Here is a 19,835-nt window from a genome sequence, read left to right as displayed (position 1 = left end):
TTTTTCTGTATAGTAAATAGGAATTTTTTTTCCTTTAGTAGCTTGACGTTGAGCAATTTTGTCTTTAGTAATGGTTGTTTAGCTCAATTGGTCATTCCTAACGAAGGCGGATACTCTCTCCTAATTGTTCCTCTCTTTTTTTAGCTCAACGAGTCAATCCTTCAAACTATTCACATGAAACATACTAAGATTATTTTTAATTTTGCTTTCACAAACTCTTCCTCTATACGCAGCTTTTCTAATTCATTAATTTTTTTAATCATATCGTTTGGTATTTAGTGGATAAGAAGAAACATGAAAATAGAAGAACCTGAAATCAGGTTCTTCTATCACGATTCACTACTAAGTTAACGACTTCGACTATTTGACTTCCGTATAACCATATCCTTCATAAAGTTTAATAACTGATTCTAATGAATACGTATCATCTTTTGTCGTAGAAATTTTTTCCATTTCTGCTACATTCACTTCATTTTTATCATTTAAAACAATATCAGAATATCCAATAATTGCTGTGAAGGTATCTCTTAACTTGCTATCCGTTCCTGTAGAATACTCTTTTATAGTATAGATGCCAATTAGATTACCATCTGTATTAGAACTAGAGTACCAACCGTTATCCTCATCTGAATTTTCTTTAGCAAATTGACGATACATTAATTTGTTTAATGTTATTTCATATTTAGAAAAATATTCAGAGTCTTTGTATTGTCTTTTGACTTCTTCATCAATCATCCGTTTAATGTCTTCTAAGTTGGCAATGTCTGTTGCTTCTTCAGCAACCTTTGCTAATCCTTTAACTTCAAATTCAGGGGCAAACTTCTTATCAAGTACATATCCTTCACTACTCAGCGCTTCTTCTAATTCCTTTGTTTTCTCAATTTTAGCTTTGTCACCATTTTTCAGTTTACCATCATTTTCAATCGTAAATGTTATAGTATTTAGTGGCGAATCAAATGTGTTATCAATTTGTGCCACACCTCGTCCGCTTACACCATTAAAATTAATTACTAAGTGTTTTTCTACATCCTCTGATGTTAATTTTTGTGGCTCTTCAAGTCCCTCGACTACAACTTCTTTTTCACCAGATTTTATTTTTTTCGTTTTCTTTTCATTAACTTTAGCTATGACTTTCACTTTATCGCCATTAGATAGCTTATCTGTTTTATCAAGCTTAATTTTAAAAGAATTATAAAAATCAGACATTTCTTCCTGTTCTTTTTCATCTAAAAAATCGGACTCTGAATCATACTTGAAAACATCCTTATTTAATTTTTCTGTATCAATAGTATAAGTAGCTGTTCCTTGAGTATCCATCCCCATAAATTCTACATCCACATACTCTGTTAAATCTTTAGCGGAACCACATCCACTTAATAAAAAAAGACTCCCTAAAAATAAAATTAACTTTTTCATTATTTATTCCCCAATCTAAAAATAATTATACCCTATCAAATATATAAATATTAAATTGTAAAAGCAACTGATTATTCAAAAAATCAGACAGATAAATGATTATGTCTGTTTGTTATTTATCCAAAGATATAAACAAAGACAGAATCACCTTTAAAGGCAATTCTGTCATTATTCTTTTTAGAGTTTATCCAATTCTTTTTGATATGTTCTCGTCCATTCACGTTCTTTTTCCTCTAATTGTTGTCTATAACGATTTCCTTCTTGACGTATCAGATGATCACTTTGTTCCATTGCATGGTAAAATTGCTGTTTGTGCCATTGATCATTTTTCGTTAAATAATTGACTTTATCTACCAATTGTCCAGTTTCTCTTCTAAAGTTTACTAATTGATTACTCAGCACTTCTTGTTGGCGGTGAATTTTATTTTTTTCTTCATAATATTGTTCTTCTAAATATTGCCGTTTTCTTCGCTGTTCATCCATTTGTCGGTCACTCTCCCTTGACAGGTGTTTTTAAATTTGGTCTCTGGCTTCCTTTTAAAAATTTTTCTGCTGATTCTGCACTTTTCCCCTGTAAAGCTCCGTTCAAGGCATTAGGTAGGGCACTATTTGTTTGCTGAAACATGGCTTCTGAAAGTTCTTTCAAACTTGCGGTTGTGTTTTGTTTGGTTGTAGCAATTCGTGTTTTTTTAGCAGTAATTACTGTCTGGATTGCTACTCGTTCACGAGCTTTTTGTTCTACTTCTAATTTTTCTTGAAATTCTCTTTCATCCATAGGAAAACCCTTTCATTTATTATTTTTGAAATAAACTACTTCTTGCTTGTTGATCGTATGCTTGAATATTTTTAGCAACAGTTGTTAATTTTCCGCTAAAATCAGTTAATTTTTGCTTGTATTGCTTGGCTTGGTTGCTAGTATTTGTTGCTTCAGCGCTATCCCAAAGACGACTTTTTTCGTAAGGAGCAATCATTGCTTGAACTTCTGCATAGGATAGATACTGTCGGATACTCATTGCACTTTCACGAATTTCCTTTGAAACTGTCTGGACTTCATCTTCTGCTTCTTGGAGGATATTTTTCACAAGTAGTTCGTATTCTTTTCCAGCTTGCTGAGCTTGTTTTGCAATTAGTTCTGCTAATTCACTACGTAATTCAATCTTTTGACTACCTGAAGCACTGGCTAAACTTTTCTGAATACGACTCACTTTCCCTTGCCATTGGCTGGCAATTTTTGCTTCGTGAATGATTTTTTCATATTCTTTGATGATTTTCTGGCGATTTTCTTCAGATAGCAGACTTAACAAAAATTGGAGACTGTTTTTAGCTAAGGATTCACCTGAAGCATCCACGATTTTCCCTAAATATTTATCAATAAGTTTGGAAACTTTTACTCCTGCCGCAAAAATATAGCCATGTTCCTTTAGATTGGCTTCTTTGGGCGTACCATCAGGATTTAATTGATACTGACCAAAATCATGACTAGAACCGTATTTGTCCGTCAGATCAAAAGTAGTGGTGAACGTTTTCGGTAATAGATAATGCACCCGACCAATTTCATCTACCCCTTTTTTATTTCGATTCAACATGGAGACAATATCAAACGCATTCACATAATAATCGATTTTCCCTTGTTCTTCTAATTGTTGAATATTTTCCTGAGCTTGTTGAGACATTTTATTAATGCTTTCTCGCGCATCAGGCCCTTGAAACAATACTACTTTATCAATTTTAGCGAGATCTGCTTGGGGGAGATTGGCCACCGCTTGAATAGAAATCATGGTTCCTAAAGAATGACCTGTAATCGACATAGTCGCATTAGGGGCTTTAGCACTCATCTCCATTATCTTTTGATGCATGGCTTCATTGGCTAATTTTGCTTGAGGCAAATAGGCATTAAATAACGTAAAGGATCCATTATTATTGACCCAGTCATTCAAATTATTCCCTGCCCAACCTTTTTTCACGTCCATTGAAACGCCGTCACTACCGCGAGTGGCAAAATATGTATGCTGCGTTTTTGGACTCAAGGTCGGCGTATCTGTTACATAATAAGAATTATAGCCAGCTTTCTCATCTGTTAATAACCCTTTTTTATAAACCTTTTCCCTACCTACCCAGTTTTTTTCTTTGATTGTTTTTACAGTGTTGTCGGGTTGGAGATAGACAGTACTGGCGTCATTTCCATGGGCGTCTTTGGCGTTGGGAAAATGGAATGTAGCATATTTTTTTATTTCCATTTCTTTCAATTGATTATCGTCAAGTTTAGCTAACGATTTAGACTGAGGTCGCCCTTTATACGAAGCTTGGGATAAATTGGCATAAACATTATAATAATTTGCTAAATCACTCATATATATTCTCCTTTAATTTATGTTACTAATTTTCTTAGGATCTCTCACATTGTCTACAAAAATATTAATCCAAAAACCATTTATTTTTATATTTCTTCCGTCATAAATATTGGTTTTAATTGTTAAAAATTCTTTTGTAAATGCCATGCCTTTATCTGATTTAACCGTATTCCAAAGGTACTCAACACTGGACACTTTATCTAACTCTGATTGTTTAATATAATCCGTCATTTCCTCTTCATGCTTTTTCAAAAAAGCAATTTGTCTTTCTTTTTCTATTGGTTCGTTCATTTTTTTCACTCCAATCGTGCCGATTATGGCTATTGCTATTATTGTTGCGATTAATATACTAAATTTTATTCGCTTTTTATTTTTCACTTTTTCACCTCCTTATTATGTATGGGGAATAGTTGCTATGTGATTTTTTCTATTTTGATTGTTTTTGATTGACTTTTCCTATGTTAATAACCCTTTTTTATAAACCGTTTCCCTACCTACCCAGTTTTTTTCTTTGATTGTTTTTACAGTGTTGTCGGGTTGGAGATAGACAATACTGACGTCATTTCCGTGGGCGTCTTTGGCGTTTGGGAAGGTGAATAGAACCGATTGATTTTTATCTAATTTTTTACGCTCTTTTTGCAAAAGTGATTTGTAAGGAAGTGGTCTCGGTCGACCTGTATAAGTACTTTGAGATAAATTTGCATATATATTAAAAGTATTTTTTAAATCAATCATTTATATCCTCCTGAATCGAAGAATAGATTGGGTCATTTAAAACTGTTAACCCGTCTATTTTTTCTAGTTTTTTCACATCAGTTTTAATTCTTAAAACATATCCTTGATTGTTATAAACTGACTCAGAACTATCACTAATATCAAATTTAATAGTCAAGACTGGTTTAGAAAAGGCACTACTAGTATCTACTGTCACTGTATCCCAATCAAATACTATTTGTTCATCTTGAACACTGTATTCCTTAATATACTCCGTCATTTCTTCTTCATGCTCCTTCAAAAAAGCAATTTGTCTTTCTTTTTCTGTTGGTTCGTTCATCTTCTTCACTCCAATCGTGCCGATTATAGCTATTGCTATTATTGTTGCGATTAATATACCAAATTTTATCCGCTTTTTATTTTTCAATTTTTCACCTCCTTATTATGTATGTGGAAGAGTTGCTATGTGGTTTTTTCTATTTTGATTGACTTTTCCTAGTTGTTGGGGCAGAGGTAGACAATTCCATTATTGGGGAGATTTTGACTTCCTTTAGTTAATTTCCGACTAATCTTCTTATCTTTTGAAAAGTCAAATTCCCTTTCTGTTTTCATCTTTTGATAATTTGGGAACGGATTAGGTCGGTTATTATAAGAACTTTCTGCCAAGTTAGCATAGATATTATTGAAATTCTCTAAATTACTCAAAAATCTCACCCCCAATATACAAAGAACTTAGCAAGCCTACCGTATCTAGCTTAGGTATTTTTTTAGTATCAAGAGCAAAGCTTACTATAAAATTAGATTCTTTTATATTATTAAATCCTCCTTTAATAGTCAGTAAATTCCCAGCTCCTATAGGTGTCCCGTTACCAATAGTTCCAACCTCTACACTTTCCCAATCATATTGAACACTGTAAATCTTTGAATTTTGAGATTTTACATACTCCGTCATTTCTTCTTCATGCTCTTTCAAAAAAGCAATTTGTCTTTCTTTTTCTGTTGGTTCGTTCATTTTTTTCACTCCAATCGTGCCGATTATGGCTATTGCTATTATTGTTGCGATTAATATACCAAATTTTATTCGCTTTTTATTTTTCACCTGTTCACCTCCTTAATATGTATGGGGAAGAGTTACTATGTGATTTTTTCGATTTTGATTATTTTTGATTGACTTTTCCTATGTTAATAACCCTTTTTTATAAACCGTTTCCCTACGTACCCAGTTTTTTTCTTTGATTGTTTTTACAGTGTTGTCAGGTTGGAGATAGACAGTACTGGCGTCATTTCCATGGGCGTCTTTGGCGTTGGAAAAATGGAATTTGACAGATCTTCCTTCCTCAAGCCTTATTCTCTGTTTCTTTGTAAGAAAATCATTGCTAAAATTTATAGGTCTCTTAATATATGAAGCTTCTGATAAACTCACATACAAGTTATACTAATTATCAAGATTTTTCATGGATAGCTTCTCCTTGTTTCCAATTTACTAAAAATAGTCCTTTTATTTCATCCAGTTTTTTTACATCTACGTCAATCACTAGAGAATAGGTATCTGTTTCTAAATCATCTTTACTTTTTATTTCAACACGTAATGATAGATTTTCTTTTGTAAATACGCTACTAGATGACTTTTCTGTAGTATCCCAAAGATAATTTATATTCTTAATATTTGATGACTTCGATTTTACATACTTTGTCATTTCTTCTTCATGCTCCTTCAAAAAAGCAATTTGTCTTTCTTTTTCTGTTGGTTCATTCATCTTCTTCACTCCAATCGTGCCGATTATGGCTATTGCTATTATTGTTGCGATTAATATACCAAATTTTATTCGCTTTTTATTTTTCATTCATTTAGTCTCCCTTTGTATCTACATACAAGAATTAATCTTTCGCTTTCTCCTTTTATTCCATTGATTTATCAAGATTTTTACAGCCAGTTTTTCTTTGTTTACAGTTTATCAAAAATCAATCTGGCATTTTCTCAATTTTTTTAACGTTAGAGTAATTATTAGAGAATATTGCTGTATTTCTATGACACACTAACTTTCTATCTCCAATTTTTTACTGTCTTGTTGATCACCACAGGATCATTCGTATTTTACTTCTATTGTAAAATAAAAAAAGAGCGTGGGACAAAAATCACTTTGGATTTTTGCTCCACGCTCAAAAACTAATAAACGGCGGGAACAGAAGCAACTCCTTCGGAAATAAGCCGAAATTCTCCAAAAATTAAAGAACAATTTTCGGAAATTCCTTCTTATTTCTCGGAGTTAAACACTTCTGTCCCGACCTCTCCTTACTACATTTCTTTTTCTAAAATTTCTGTTCGCTCTTCAAAATTTAGTTCCTGGTTAATTTGATGTACCATCCACATGTAACCAAATGGATCAACAAATAACGAATTTTGAATAGCTCCTTCCATCATTTCTGTAACTGGTTGCATCTCAATGCACTTATTTGCTAAGGCTTTTTTATGAGTTTGCACAATATCTGCTACCGTGATATTGAACCAAATTGTATTGGGATGTTCTGAATCTGGTGCTTTTAAACCAAATTCTTCATTAGCATCTAACATATGGAACCGAGTATCATATAAGTTAAACACTACTTCATTCCTTCCAACAGGATACTTTGTCGCTTCAACTACATGGACCTCAAAGATTTCTTTATATAAAGCTAATGCCTTTAAACTATCACTAACAATAAAATCAATTTCTGTGCCTGTAATCATTGATTGTTCCTCCTTAAAATTTTTTGCAGCAGAAAGCTACTTTTTATTTCTGTTTTCCGCAAACCCTTCAGAATTTCTTAATACTGGCTATTTTCCACTTCGTTATTCTTTTTTAGAAGTTCTTCGATTCATTTGTTTCAACACTTATTTTTCTGGCACTGGATATTTCAACGCATTTTTCTTCAACTTTTCTTCGATAATTTCGTCCAAATCAAACCCTAAATTATCAGCCATCATGTAGGAGTAAATGAGAACATCAGCCAATTCTTCTTTGATTCGTTCTTCTTGTTTGATGCCTTCTTCTGCTGTTTTCCATTGAAAAAGTTCTAACAATTCTGCTGCTTCTAAACAAATTGAGAGCGCCAAATCTTTTTCATTATGGTGGGGGCGCCAATTTCTTTCATCACGAAATTGATTAATTTTTGCCATTGTATCCATCTGTTCCCCTGCTTTCTTATTCATTTGATGGCAACTGAAACCCATCGAACGTTTCACCATCATAGTATTTTAATAACTGTTCTGTAGACAATAATGAGGAGGTTATTTCTTCCTCTTCAACAACTGCTTGATTCTCTTCTCTATACAACAAATAAGCCTGTAAAAGCTGTTGGTAAAGTTTTTTTCGTGAAGAGGCTTCCGCTGAAAGAAACGTTAATTCTTTTAAGTGTCCGCGATAGACAGGCAAATCATCAACAAATTCGATTGGTAATTCTACTACAGTTAACTGAAATTCTTCAAAGACTTCTTCGTACATCTGCCATTCCTTCTTTCTGTCGATATTGTTTTGGGGTCATGCCCATTTCTTCTTTAAAACGTTTATAAAAAAAGGCTTTGTCTTGATAGCCGATTCGTTCAACAATCGTTTGAATCGATAAATCTGTTTGCTTCAAGTAGTTTTTCGCCAATTGGATTCGGTAGGCTAAGACAATTTCCGTAAACGTTTTGTTTGTTTTGTCTTTTAAAAAATTCGATAAGTAATTCGGATGAAAATGAAATTTAGCGGCGACTTCTGCTAAAGTGACATGTGCAATCTGTTGCTCAATATACGCTAAAATCACCTCAACACGTTGATGATTCGACAAATAATTATCTTGCATCTTTAAAGCTTCTCTAGGCAGTTGACCTAGTTCCACCACTAGCAAAACAAAGGCCGCTTTGGTCACTTTATTATTAAAATAGGCCATTTTCACAATTTGTTTCAGTAATAATAGCGAATAGACGTGAACATCCGAATTTGGCTGGCTGGCAAAAACGAAATATCGAGGAATGTTTTCAAATTCACTGCTAGCAATTTCTGTAAAAAAACGATACATGACTGGTTCTTCCGCCAGCTGATTTAAGAGCGTATCAAGAAAATAGTGCTTTTTAAAATAAAATATAATCATAGACATTCCTTGCCCCTGATAGCTAACCGAGGTGGCCTCATTGACAATCATGACTTGGCCAGCCGAAAACGAACACCTTTGTTGATCCAAATAAGCATAGCCGTCTTGCTCTAAACAATAGAGCATCCGAATAAATCCTTTCGGAACGTCAATGGTTTCCGAAGATGCCAGCATAAAGCCCGCAATTTCTCGATGTGGATTTTCCTTAAATTGCGCTACTTCATTCTCAAGAGCATTGGTAGTGGTTAAATAACAATCTAAGGTCTCTAAAAACTGATAAAATGCTGCATATTGCTCTTCTTTGCTTGCCAATTAATCACCTCATAATCCAACACTTTTTACTTTACTCCCTCTATTTTTTTCTTTGGCGTTTCCTTCTATACTAGATACATGGTAACACGAAAAAAGAGATTCAACAGTTTTTAGGAGGAATTTTTTATGAAAATTAGTTTTATCGGTGCTGGAAATATGGCATCCGCTATTGCCAAAGGTGCGCTAAAAAAGCAATTTATTGCCGCAGAAAACCTTTATTTTTATGATATTCAAGTCGAAAAAACCGCCGCTTTTGCACAAGAAATTGGTGCACATGCGGTTGCTTCACCACAAGAAGCTATTGCAGTAGCTGATTTAGTTATTTTAGCGGTGAAACCGCAATTCGTTCAAGCAGCTTTACTTGAAGCAAAAGAAGCAATTTTAGACAAGCAACCGTTAATTGTTTCCATTGCAGCAGGTACGACTATTGCAGAATTGTATCAACTGTTTGAGACTACCCAACCGCTTCGTCTCGTTCGTGTGATGCCCAATATGAATGCATTGATTGGCGCGGGTGCAGCAGCTGTCTGTGGTAACGCTTTTGCATCCCCTGAAGACATCCAGACTGTTTTATCGTTGTTTCGAGCAGTTGGCCAAGCCTGGGAATTAGAGGAACAGTATTTTTCGATTTTTACTGCTATTGCAGGTAGCACTCCTGCGTATGCTTTCTTATTTATTGATTCGATTGCCCGAGCAGCCGTTAAAAATGGTATGAACAAAGAGTTAGCCTTAGAAATTGCCACACAAGCTGTACTAGGCAGCGCTCAAACTTTGGCAAATAGCACAGAGAATCCTTGGACTTTAATCGACCAAGTCAGTTCTCCTGGTGGAACCACGGTTGCTGGGATTGTCGAATTAGAAAACAATGCGTTTATTTCAACAGTCATCAAAGGGATTGAGGCCACCATCCTTCGGGATCAAGAATTAGCCAAACAAGACTGATAAGAATAATTACATGAGCGAATAAATAAGAAAAAGCGCTGAAAATTCAGCGCTTTTTCTTATTTTAGTTGAATGAGTAAGCCAAAATGATCACTGACTATCGGTGTTTTCCTTCCATCAAAAATTACTTCATATTTTCGTACGTGCCACTGTTTTGGAACAAATGCGTAGTCAATCCGCAAGGCTGCTTCATTTTCTTCCCAGCCATCTATTTTTTTCTCTACTGTCGCTTCACCGCTTGTCTCTTCCGCTACAACAAATGCATCTTGAATCGGCAAGTAACTATTTTCCACTAATTGATAGCCAGTTGTACCAGCTGGGTTGTTTAAATCGCCTAAAATGACTAACGGTTGTTGCCCCATCGCTAAGTATTTCTCTAATTGTAGCCATTCATAGGCAAAACCTGTACAGGGTGTTTCCCACCAAGAAAAGTGACCAGAGACAACAGTAAGCGTACCTTTTGAACTCTCTGTCTCCGCCACTAAGATTTTTCTTGTTCGATAATTCGTTGGTTCTTGGCTTTCTGAAATAAGGAGAGCTTCACTAGTCAACGGACATTTCGAAAGTAGTGCGTTCCCTTCTTCATAAATAGCGTAACCAATGTGGCTCATTTCCCAACTCCAATAATAGTGTTGGCCTTTTTCAGCTAGATATTGAACGATTAGATATGCAAAATTATCTTCATGGACCGGTGTTTGGGTCGCCACGGGACAAAAAGTAGTTAACTGTTCTAACGGCACTTTCTTGGAAGCGACTTTCTGATTCACTTCTTGTAAAGCAATTATTTCACTTTCAGAAGATAAAATCACCTTGGCAATCTCCTCTAATTTTTTTAATGGTTCTTCTTCTAACCAGCTATGAGTATTGATTGTTAAAAGATTCATCTTTTCCCCTTCTCTTACATGTTATTAGGTCGGGCACAATTATTGATTGTGCCCGACCTAATCATTTAAATTTCAATCTGTCCGATCACAGTTCCCGCAGTGGTGGTTCCTAGTTGGTTAATAACTACTTGTTCCACTTTGTCGCTGTTTGTAAAGGCGACAATAATCGTTGTTTCTTTGCCAGCTTGTTCAATCACATCCAAGTTCATTTTAGCTAGTTTCGTCCCAGCTTTCAATGATTGTCCTTCTTTAACAAAAGATTCAAAAGCAGGTGTTGCCATTTCGACTGTATCAATCCCCATATGGACAAGTACTTCGATACCTTCTTCTGTTTGTAGCCCAATCGCATGTTTGCTTGGGAAAACACTTAGGACTTTCCCCGAAATTGGTGCCACCACCTCTCCTTCTAGAGGCTTAACTGCAAATCCATCCCCCATCATTTTTTGTGAAAAGACAGGATCATTGACTTGCGCCATTGGAATAACTTCCCCTGTCGCCACAGCCACGAAATCTTTTTTCTTGCCTAAGAAATTCGTTGTTGGCACTCCTGTTGTACTTTCTGCTATAACTGGTTCTGGAATGTCAACGCCGGAAGCTAGTAAATCTTCAATATCGGATTTTAAAACATCGGCTTTTGGTCCATAAACGGCTTGAACGCCATTATCTTTCACAATCAAGCCCATTGCGCCTGCCCGTTTCCACGCCTCTTCCGAACCGACTTTTTCTCGATCCTTTACACTGACACGTAAGCGTGTCATACACGCATCAACTTCTTTGATATTTTGTTTACCACCAAGTAAGTAGACAATTTGCGCGATTTGCTGATCGACGACGCCTGAACCAGCCGCGCCAGATGCGATTTCTTCGCCGTTATCATTGTCGTAGTTTCCATTTCTTCCAGGTGTTGCGTAATTAAATTTTTTAATTAAGAAATTCGCTAAGAAATAAGTGACAACACCAAAAATGATAACCATTAAAACAAAATTGATTAAATCGCCACCTAAACCAGCTTTTATTGCTAGCGGTGATCTTGTTAACAATTCAATATTTCCAAACGAATGCACACGCAATGGTAAAATATCAGCCATTGCAAAAGCAGCACCTTGGATTACGGCATAAATCACATAAAGCGGCACTGCAGCAAACATAAACATGAATTCTAACGGCTCTGTCACACCAGTTAAGAAAACAGCTAAAGCAGCAGAAAAATACATTGATTTATATTTAGCTTTTTTATCTGCATCGACATTACGATACATCGCCAAAGCCATCCCCATTAAAATCCCTGAAGAACCAATCATTTGGCCTACTTTGAATCGAGCTGGTGTCCAATTTTCTAAGACAAACTGATACTTGCTCATATCACCAGCACCTTTAAGATTCACTAAGTCTGTTGCCCAAGCCAACCATAAAGGGTCTTGACCAAAGACTTGGGTTCCAGCTTGTGCGCCAGATAAAATTTCATACGTTCCACCTAATTGTGTATAGTTGATTGGAATCGTCAACATATGATGTAACCCAAAAGGTAATAATAAACGTTCCAACGTTCCATATAAGAATGGCGCTAAAATAGGTGCACTATCTTGAGATTGCGCAATCCATAACCCAAAATTATTAATTCCCGCTTGAATATTTGGCCAAATAAGTGCTAATGCAATTGAGACAATTGTTGACCATAAAATAACGACAAATGGGACAAACCGTTTACCATTAAAAAATGATAGCGCATCTGGTAATTTCCGATAATTGTAATACTTGTTGTAAGCCATCGCACCGACAAAACCAGCAATAATCCCTACAAAAACACCCATATTTAATGCCGGAGCTTCTAAGACACTTGTAAAGAATCCCTTCACCATAATCTTGGTGCCAAATAAGGTATGCGTGAAAGCTTGTTCATCTGCCAACATTTCATTTGTTACACCAAAAATGGCTCCAGTAATACGGTTGATTAAAACAAAAGAAATCCCCGCTGCAAATGCGCCACCTGCACGATCTTTGGCCCAACTGCCACCTATTGCTAACGCAAATAGTAAATGTAAGTTGCCAATAATTGCCCAACCGATACTTTCTAGAACTCCGCCTGTTGTTACTAACAAGCCTAAATTAGGATCGATTAAAGGAAGCGATTTCCCAATACTAATCATTAAACCCGCTGCGGGCATTACTGCCACAACGACCATTAAAGCTTTCCCGAATTTTTGCCAAAACTCAAAACTAAACATTTTTTTCATTCCTGCCACTCCTTACGCAATCGGTTTCGTTATGTTGCCATTATATACTCCTGTTTCCTTTTTGTAAATGCTTTAATTTCAAAAATATTGTGGAAAACAACTCCCTACTACTTAATCCCTTTTTATTTTGTCTTTTGATAAAGCAAATAAAGCTCCTTCTATCCTACCTTTGTTTCAGCTTTTATTCATAAGATTACACTTTTTAAGCATTGACTATTGACTAATGCAATCGGTTGCGTTTATGATAGACCTATCAATAAAATCACTGAGGGGGATTCTCATGAAACAAATCAAACGTTTATTCCAAATTGATCCTTGGAAAATCCGTACTACACACTTAGATAAAGAAAATTTACGTTTACAAGAATCATTAACAAGCATTGGCAACGGCTATATGGGGATGCGGGGAAATTTTGAAGAACACTATTCTGGCGACCACCATCAAGGAACCTATTTAGCAGGTGTTTGGTATCCAGACAAAACACGTGTTGGTTGGTGGAAAAATGGTTATCCTGAATATTTTGGTAAAGTGATTAACGCAATTAATTTCATCGCAATGGACTTACAAATTGATGGACAAACAATTGATTTAGCCACTACACCTTACGAAGATTTTTCTTTAGAATTAGACATGCAAAATGGGGTCCTTTCTCGGCAATTCACCATCCAAACACCAAAGAATAAAGTGCACTTCTCTTTTGAACGTTTTTTAAGCTTAGAAAAAAAAGAAGCAGCTTACATCCACTTAACAATTGAAATGCTGGAAGGTACAGGCACAATCACTCTTCACTCAAAATTGGATGGCGATGTTCAAAATGAAGACAGCAATTATGAAGAACATTTTTGGGAAGAAATAGCTATTGAAACACAAGAAACACTTGGTTTTGTTACGACTAAGACCATTCCTAACAACTTTGAAATAGAGCGTTTTACAGTGACTGCAGGCATGCGCCATTTCATCGGTGGAGCCTCTGTTGTGCCTACATATACACAACAGCCCTTGGCCTTAACCGCAGAATTGACAGTGTCTTTAAACGAAGGCGAAACTACCGCCATCACAAAAGAAGTGCTTGTCGTTACCAGTCGTGATGTGCCAGAAACGCAACAAATCACACGAGTAAACGAATTATTTGCAGAAATGACTACCTTGTACCCTGAAGCAAAAGCTGGGCAAGCTGCCGCTTGGGCAAAACGTTGGCAATTAGCTGATGTTGTTATTGAAGGAGATGACGAAGCCCAACAAGGCATTCGTTTTAATCTTTTCCAACTTTTCTCAACCTACTATGGTGAAGACGATCGTTTAAATATCGGACCAAAAGGCTTTACTGGCGAAAAATATGGTGGTGCCACATATTGGGATACTGAAGCATATGCTGTCCCACTTTACTTGGCGTTGGCTAAGCCCGAAGTTACTAAAAATCTACTGAAATATCGCCACAATCAATTGCCTCAAGCCATTCATAATGCCCAACAACAAGGGTTAAAGGGTGCGCTTTACCCAATGGTTACTTTTACTGGTGTCGAATGTCATAATGAGTGGGAAATCACTTTTGAAGAGATTCACAGAAATGGTGCGATTGCTTATGCGATTTATAATTATGTCAACTATACAGGAGACGAAGACTATCTCAAAGATGCTGGTCTAGAAGTACTTGTAGCAATCGCTCGTTTTTGGGCAGATCGGGTCCACTTCTCCCAACGTCATAAACAATATATGATTCATGGCGTAACGGGGCCAAATGAATATGAAAATAATATCAATAATAACTGGTATACCAATACCATCGCTGCGTGGGTTCTACGTTACACCCGTGAGTCTTATTTAAAATTCCAAGAAGAAACAACGCTCAAAATTGCAGACGACGAATTAGCTAAATGGGCAGACATTGTAGAAAATATGTACTTCCCAGTGGATAATGAATTAGGCATTTTTGTACAACATGACACTTTCTTAGATAAAGATTTAATGCCTGTTTCTGATTTACCACTTAGTGAGCTGCCTTTAAATCAACATTGGTCATGGGATAAAATTTTGCGGTCTTGTTTCATTAAACAAGCCGATGTTCTTCAAGGAATTTATTTCTTCAATGACGCCTTTTCTTTAGAAGAAAAACGCCGGAACTTTAACTTTTACGAACCAATGACTGTCCATGAATCTTCTCTTTCACCAAGCATTCATGCTGTGTTAGCTGCTGAATTAGGCATGGAAGAAAAAGCAGTGGAAATGTATCAACGAACAGCGCGCCTTGACTTAGATAATTACAATAATGATACAGAAGATGGCTTACACATTACCTCAATGACTGGTAGTTGGCTAGCGATTGTTCAAGGTTTTGCCCAAATGAAAACGGACCATCAACAACTAAAATTTGCACCCTTTTTACCAGCGACATGGACAGCCTACTCATTCCACATTAATTATCGGAATCGTTTACTATTTGTTGAAGTTGCAGCAGACAAAGTGGCCTTCACTTTACTCGACGGCCCTGCAATTCCATTAACTGTTTACGATCAAAAATACACGTTAAAAGATCGATTAGTTTTACCGATTAGAAAGGAAGAAGTTCATGTTTAAAGGCGTTTTGTTTGATTTAGATGGCGTTATTACTGATACAGCAGAATTTCATTACCACGCTTGGAAAAAATTAGGGAACGAAATTGGAATTTCCATTGACCGTGTTTTCAACGAACAATTGAAAGGTGTAAGCCGTGAAGATTCTCTGCAGTTACTGTTAAAATACGGAAAAAAAGAAGGCACGTTTTCTTCTGAAGAATTTGCCCAGTTAGCGCAACGGAAAAACGATTATTACTTGGAAATGATCCAAGCGATTACGCCTGAAGATGTCTACCCAGGAATTCTTTCTTTATTAACGGAATTACGTGAAGCCAATATTAAAATCGCCTTGGCTTCTGCAAGTAAAAATGGGCCTTTCCTTTTAGAAAAAATGCAATTGACGCCCCTTTTTGATGCCATTGCTAATCCAGCAGACGTTCAGGCAGGCAAACCCGCTCCAGATATTTTCATTTTAGCTGCGAAAGAAATTGATTTGACACCAGCAGAATGTCTTGGCATTGAAGATGCCAAAGCTGGGATTCAAGCGATTCTTGCTAGTGGAGCGCAACCTGTTGGCGTTGGCCGCAAAGAAGAGTTAGGCGAAGGGTTGCCCATCGTGCCAGAGACGAGCGCTTTAACGTTTGATTACTTAAAAAAAGTGTGGCTTGATCATGAAGGATAATCGTATCACCGTAACCGATATTCCAAACACAAACTTAAAGAAAATTACTTTGAAGAACGACTTTTTAGAAGTCGTTCTTCTCAATTATGGCGCGCGCCTCCATCAACTTTTGATGCCAAACAAAAATAATCATTGGGAAAATATCCTTTTATCGTATGATTCGTATCAAGATGTATTAAAGGATCAAAGCTTTTTTGGCGCCACTGTTGGACCAGTTGCTGGACGCATTCGTAATGGCCATTGGCAAAATGGAATATTAGAACAAAATAGCGACGATCATCATATCCATGGTGGCTCAAAGGGGTGGTCTTTTCAATATTGGACAGTCGAACCCTTTGAAAAAAAGGATATCATTGGCGTTGCTTTTCATTTAACCGACACCATTTCTGGCTATCCTGGACCAATTGAGGCCACCATCACCTACCAGCTAGAGGATAATCATTTACGAATGATCAGTACTGGACGGAGTAAACAGGAAACACTTTTTAATCCTACGAACCACGCCTACTTTAATTTATCTGGCGATGGAAAGTTAGACATTCTGTCACATTTGCTATCTTTGAACTGTCAAGGTATGTTAGAATTAGACGATAATAAGCTGCCTACTGGACGGATTTTACCAGCTTCTGAACTATCCATACGTTTTAATGAACTGACACCTATCGAAACAATCCTCCAACGCTATCCAACTGGGTTAGATGATGTTTTCTCCTTAGTTGGCTCTGACTTAAGACAGCCACAATTTTGCTTACAAGAACCTACTTCTGGAAGAAAAATGACGATAGCAACAACGAACCAAAGTATGGTATTATTTTCTACGACTGGTTTTGAGGCTCCTTTTTCTATTAATGGACAAGCTATGCATTCAAACTATGGCTTAGCAATTGAACCACAAGAGTATCCAGACATTGTTCATCATCCTCAGTGGGGCTCTATTTTATTACCAGCTAATAAAAAGCAAACCTACCAAACGGTTTATCAATTTAACCTTCTATAATCACTAAGAAAGGCGTGGCAAAAATGGCAATTACAGTAAAAGATGTCGCTAAGAAAGCGGGGGTTGCAACTTCAACCGTTTCGCGTGTCATTAACGATCATCCAAGTATTTCTGAATCGACAAAAAAGAAAGTGCGAAAAGTCATGGATGACTTAGGCTATGTGCCAAATATGACGGCACGGAATTTGGGTAAACGAATTTCAAGTGCCATTGGCGTAATTTTACCTCCTTTAGATTCGAAAGAACGGTTAGGGAATCCATTTTATTTAGAAATTATGGAAGCCATCAACGAGGAAGCCCGTCTTTATGATATGACTACTGCTATTGCAACTGCCAAAAGCTTTGATGTACTATTGGAAAACGTTAAAAGAATGCATCTTCAAAAACAAGTGGACGGTTTTATTCTTGTGTATTCAGATAGTAAGGACCCCGTCATTGATTACTTATACGAAAACAACATTCCCTTTACTTTAATCGGTCAACCTTACCAACATGAAACGGAAATAGTTTACGTGGATAATGATAATCAATTATTAGGGAAACAAGCGACGGAATTTTTAATTGAAAACGGCCATAAAAATATTTTATTTGTGACCAATACAACGCATGAAAGTTTGTACTTTGAACGTTACTTTGGTTATCAAAAAGCAATGATGATGCAAGGATTAACTGTTTTACCAAGCGTTGCGTTAGAAAAACCTGAAGATTACATGGCTTTCGATGATATTCTTCATCAAAATAATGCCACGGCGTTGGTGGTGATTGATGATATCTTTGCTTTGCGGACGATGCAACTTGCGCAAATCTATGGTTATCAAGTTCCTGAAACGTTATCCATTATTAGTTTTAACAACTCAATCTTTTCAACATTGACACATCCTTATCTAACAAGCATTGACATCGACACGTCAGAATTAGGTCGAATGGCGATGAAAAAATTATATGAATTAATCCACGAAGAATTGACAAATGGTGTCCGTCTCGTTATTCCTCACAAATTAATTAAGCGTGAAACAGTTATTCCTATTCATTAAAAAAGAAGCGTAAGCAGTTTAACACTGCTTACGCTTCTTTCTATGTGTACGCTCTTATTCGTATGTATTACTTTTATAAAATAACTTTTTGCGAAATTTTTTTCCAAAACGTTTCTTCTTTTGCATCAAATTGAGCTGGTTCCCCGTCAGACAATTTTTCATTTAATAATGATAATTTTTCTTGATGTTTTGCATACTCATCTTTTTTTATTAGCTCTAAACGATACGCACGATCCAAGATCGACTCTCGATAGTTAACATTCATTTTCGTTGCCTTCGCCATTTCTTACATTCCTTCCTAAAATAAATTTTCATTTTTTCGTTAAATTCTTCTATAATTATAACAAAAATATCAGAAAAATAAATATGAAACAAACGATAATTGCGAAAATTTTGTTTTTTCATGCAATTATCGTTCGATTATTTAAGAAATTAAAATTATTAACCAATAATTAATCAATCAGCAAACGCATTAAATGAACATCTAAAAATTCACCTTGGTCTGTTTTGGCACCCCGAGGCATAATTGCCTCTGTTTCAAACCCTAATTTTTTATAGACATGAATCGCTCGTTGATTGCGATCCTGTACCGTTAATTCCAAGCGACGAATAACATGACTTTCATGCGCCCAGCGAATAAGTTCTTCCATTAGGATACTGCCTAGTCCATAGCCCCAGTATTCTTTTAAAATACTAATGCCAATTTCACCAATATGCTCCATCCGCTTTTTAGAAGAAGCAGACACAGAAGCGGTGCCAATGATCGCTTCTCCCGCTAATGCCACCAATAAAACATTATTTGGCGATTCATAGAGTGTTGCTAGATTTTCAGCCAATTCTGTTGTCGACATGGCCATTCCTCGCTCATCCATCACCAAATAGGGCGTTTCACTCCCAATTTTTGACATCACAGATAGTAATTGATCCGCATCAGTAGGCACTGCTTCTCGAATAGAAAATGTTTGTTCAGTCATATTCGCGAGCCTCCCACGTTTTCAGAATCTCTGCTATTCTTTCTTCTGCCAATGGACCAGTTCCGCGGAATTCAAGAACTCTCTTGTCCGCTTCTTGAGAATCTTTATTTAAAATAATTTCTAAATAATCTTCTGGCAATTCTTCTTCAATCAAGCTGCCCCATTCTACAACGGATAGCCCATCTCCTTCAAAATACTCATCTAACCCTAATTCATCCGCACCCTCTTCAACACGATAGACATCCATATGGTATAACGGAAGTCGTCCTTGTGGATATTCGCGGATAATCGTATAGGTGGGACTTTTAATCATTTGGGAAATGCCTAATCCTAAAGCAATCCCTTTCGTCATTGTCGTCTTACCGGCCCCTAAATCACCAGTCAGGACAATTACATCACCAGCTTGTGCCTTTTGTCCAATGATTTTAGCAATCGCTTCTGTTTCCAATGGATTGTTCAGGACAATGTTCATTTTTTTGCCTCCCATCTGCAAGAATCTATGTATGAAAGTATACCGAAAATTCAATAAGTTGACTAGTGGCAGCTTCAAAAAAATAAAGTTGAGGCCCAAGTGTCCTGGGAACCTCAACTTCTACTTTGCTTATTTATCATGCTTCGACATAGTTAA

22 protein-coding genes and 1 pseudogene are annotated in these 19,835 nt (G+C 36.4%); 5 read left to right on the top strand and 18 right to left on the bottom strand.

What is annotated here, in order from left to right:
- Nucleotides 1-360: 360 nt before the first annotated feature.
- From IGL48_RS03595 to IGL48_RS03535, 13 genes and pseudogenes are all read right to left on the bottom strand, one after another.
- Complete coding sequence (locus tag IGL48_RS03595; RefSeq protein WP_010824482.1) at nt 361-1,416, bottom strand: lipoprotein; 1,056 nt, start codon at nt 1,414-1,416, stop codon at nt 361-363.
- A gap of 177 nt (nt 1,417-1,593) precedes the next feature.
- Nucleotides 1,594-1,899, bottom strand: a complete 306-nt coding sequence (locus tag IGL48_RS03590; protein ID WP_002373607.1) for a hypothetical protein — start codon at nt 1,897-1,899, stop codon at nt 1,594-1,596.
- Between the two features lie 7 nt (nt 1,900-1,906).
- Nucleotides 1,907-2,191: a hypothetical protein gene (locus IGL48_RS03585; RefSeq protein WP_010824481.1), complete on the bottom strand. Its 285-nt coding sequence runs from the start codon at nt 2,189-2,191 to the stop codon at nt 1,907-1,909.
- A gap of 19 nt (nt 2,192-2,210) precedes the next feature.
- On the bottom strand, nt 2,211-3,767 hold the full coding sequence (locus tag IGL48_RS03580) for a cutinase family protein (RefSeq protein ID WP_010824480.1): 1,557 nt from the start codon (nt 3,765-3,767) through the stop codon (nt 2,211-2,213).
- Nucleotides 3,768-3,779: 12 nt separating this feature from the next.
- Nucleotides 3,780-4,145, bottom strand: a complete 366-nt coding sequence (locus IGL48_RS03575) for a hypothetical protein (RefSeq protein WP_025190693.1) — start codon at nt 4,143-4,145, stop codon at nt 3,780-3,782.
- Between the two features lie 81 nt (nt 4,146-4,226).
- A pseudogene (locus IGL48_RS03570) lies at nt 4,227-4,502 on the bottom strand (hypothetical protein); the annotation flags it as partial.
- Nucleotides 4,495-4,908 (bottom strand): hypothetical protein, encoded by a 414-nt coding sequence (locus IGL48_RS03565; protein WP_025190692.1) that lies wholly within the window; start codon nt 4,906-4,908, stop codon nt 4,495-4,497. The gene IGL48_RS03565 and the pseudogene IGL48_RS03570, both read right to left, overlap by 8 nt.
- A 270-nt stretch (nt 4,909-5,178) precedes the next feature.
- A complete protein-coding gene (locus IGL48_RS03560) occupies nt 5,179-5,580 on the bottom strand; it encodes a hypothetical protein (protein WP_025190690.1) in 402 nt (133 codons plus the stop codon).
- Nucleotides 5,581-5,923: 343 nt separating this feature from the next.
- Nucleotides 5,924-6,325, bottom strand: a complete 402-nt coding sequence (locus IGL48_RS03555) for a hypothetical protein (RefSeq protein ID WP_010824475.1) — start codon at nt 6,323-6,325, stop codon at nt 5,924-5,926.
- Nucleotides 6,326-6,777: 452 nt separating this feature from the next.
- The gene (locus IGL48_RS03550) at nt 6,778-7,209 is read right to left on the bottom strand and encodes a VOC family protein (RefSeq protein WP_002355856.1); all 432 of its coding nucleotides are present in this window, start codon (nt 7,207-7,209) and stop codon (nt 6,778-6,780) included.
- A 144-nt stretch (nt 7,210-7,353) separates the two neighbouring features.
- Nucleotides 7,354-7,671 carry a nucleotide pyrophosphohydrolase gene (locus IGL48_RS03545; protein ID WP_002361393.1) on the bottom strand — a complete coding sequence of 106 codons (318 nt, stop codon included), beginning with the start codon at nt 7,669-7,671 and terminating at the stop codon, nt 7,354-7,356.
- The gene (locus IGL48_RS03540; RefSeq protein WP_002358867.1) at nt 7,664-7,963 is read right to left on the bottom strand and encodes a hypothetical protein; all 300 of its coding nucleotides are present in this window, start codon (nt 7,961-7,963) and stop codon (nt 7,664-7,666) included. The genes IGL48_RS03545 and IGL48_RS03540 overlap by 8 nt, the downstream gene beginning before the upstream one ends.
- Nucleotides 7,944-8,906, bottom strand: coding sequence for a helix-turn-helix domain-containing protein (locus tag IGL48_RS03535; protein WP_010777464.1), 963 nt, complete (start codon nt 8,904-8,906; stop codon nt 7,944-7,946). The genes IGL48_RS03540 and IGL48_RS03535 overlap by 20 nt, the downstream gene beginning before the upstream one ends.
- Nucleotides 8,907-9,032: 126 nt before the next feature.
- Here IGL48_RS03535 and proC point away from each other — a divergent pair, with 126 nt between their 5' ends.
- On the top strand, nt 9,033-9,848 hold the full coding sequence (gene proC / locus IGL48_RS03530; protein ID WP_002355848.1) for a pyrroline-5-carboxylate reductase: 816 nt from the start codon (nt 9,033-9,035) through the stop codon (nt 9,846-9,848).
- Nucleotides 9,849-9,907: 59 nt separating this feature from the next.
- Here proC and mapP read toward each other — a convergent pair whose 3' ends face one another.
- A complete protein-coding gene (mapP, locus tag IGL48_RS03525; RefSeq protein WP_002355847.1) occupies nt 9,908-10,732 on the bottom strand; it encodes a maltose 6'-phosphate phosphatase in 825 nt (274 codons plus the stop codon).
- A 65-nt stretch (nt 10,733-10,797) separates the two neighbouring features.
- Complete coding sequence (locus IGL48_RS03520; protein WP_048949353.1) at nt 10,798-12,966, bottom strand: PTS transporter subunit IIBC; 2,169 nt, start codon at nt 12,964-12,966, stop codon at nt 10,798-10,800.
- 280 nt (nt 12,967-13,246) lie between these two features.
- On the opposite strand from IGL48_RS03520, the gene IGL48_RS03515 reads away from it, so the two are divergent.
- From IGL48_RS03515 to bopD, 4 genes are read left to right on the top strand one after another with little or no spacing between them, the layout of a single operon-like run.
- Nucleotides 13,247-15,541, top strand: a complete 2,295-nt coding sequence (locus tag IGL48_RS03515; RefSeq protein ID WP_010824471.1) for a glycoside hydrolase family 65 protein — start codon at nt 13,247-13,249, stop codon at nt 15,539-15,541.
- Entirely contained in the window at nt 15,534-16,202 is a 669-nt protein-coding gene (gene pgmB / locus IGL48_RS03510) for a beta-phosphoglucomutase (RefSeq protein ID WP_002355844.1), read from the top strand. The genes IGL48_RS03515 and pgmB overlap by 8 nt, the downstream gene beginning before the upstream one ends.
- The gene (locus IGL48_RS03505) at nt 16,192-17,199 is read left to right on the top strand and encodes an aldose epimerase family protein (protein WP_010777460.1); all 1,008 of its coding nucleotides are present in this window, start codon (nt 16,192-16,194) and stop codon (nt 17,197-17,199) included. Before pgmB ends, IGL48_RS03505 begins: the two co-directional genes overlap by 11 nt.
- Before the next feature lie 23 nt (nt 17,200-17,222).
- Nucleotides 17,223-18,233, top strand: coding sequence for a LacI family transcriptional regulator BopD (gene bopD / locus IGL48_RS03500; protein ID WP_002358859.1), 1,011 nt, complete (start codon nt 17,223-17,225; stop codon nt 18,231-18,233).
- Between the two features lie 73 nt (nt 18,234-18,306).
- Here bopD and IGL48_RS03495 read toward each other — a convergent pair whose 3' ends face one another.
- The 3 genes from IGL48_RS03495 to tsaE all read right to left on the bottom strand — a co-directional run bounded on the left by IGL48_RS03495 (nt 18,307) and on the right by tsaE (nt 19,694).
- The gene (locus tag IGL48_RS03495) at nt 18,307-18,516 is read right to left on the bottom strand and encodes a hypothetical protein (RefSeq protein WP_002355840.1); all 210 of its coding nucleotides are present in this window, start codon (nt 18,514-18,516) and stop codon (nt 18,307-18,309) included.
- Nucleotides 18,517-18,685: 169 nt separating this feature from the next.
- On the bottom strand, nt 18,686-19,207 hold the full coding sequence (locus IGL48_RS03490; protein ID WP_002366315.1) for a GNAT family N-acetyltransferase: 522 nt from the start codon (nt 19,205-19,207) through the stop codon (nt 18,686-18,688).
- Entirely contained in the window at nt 19,200-19,694 is a 495-nt protein-coding gene (gene tsaE / locus IGL48_RS03485; RefSeq protein ID WP_002387026.1) for a tRNA (adenosine(37)-N6)-threonylcarbamoyltransferase complex ATPase subunit type 1 TsaE, read from the bottom strand. The genes IGL48_RS03490 and tsaE overlap by 8 nt, the downstream gene beginning before the upstream one ends.
- Nucleotides 19,695-19,835 lie beyond the last annotated feature (141 nt).

The organism is Enterococcus sp. DIV1090, from assembly GCF_050537975.1.
GTDB classification, from domain to species: domain Bacteria; phylum Bacillota; class Bacilli; order Lactobacillales; family Enterococcaceae; genus Enterococcus; species Enterococcus faecalis.
This window is presented reverse-complemented; position numbering and strand designations above follow the sequence as displayed.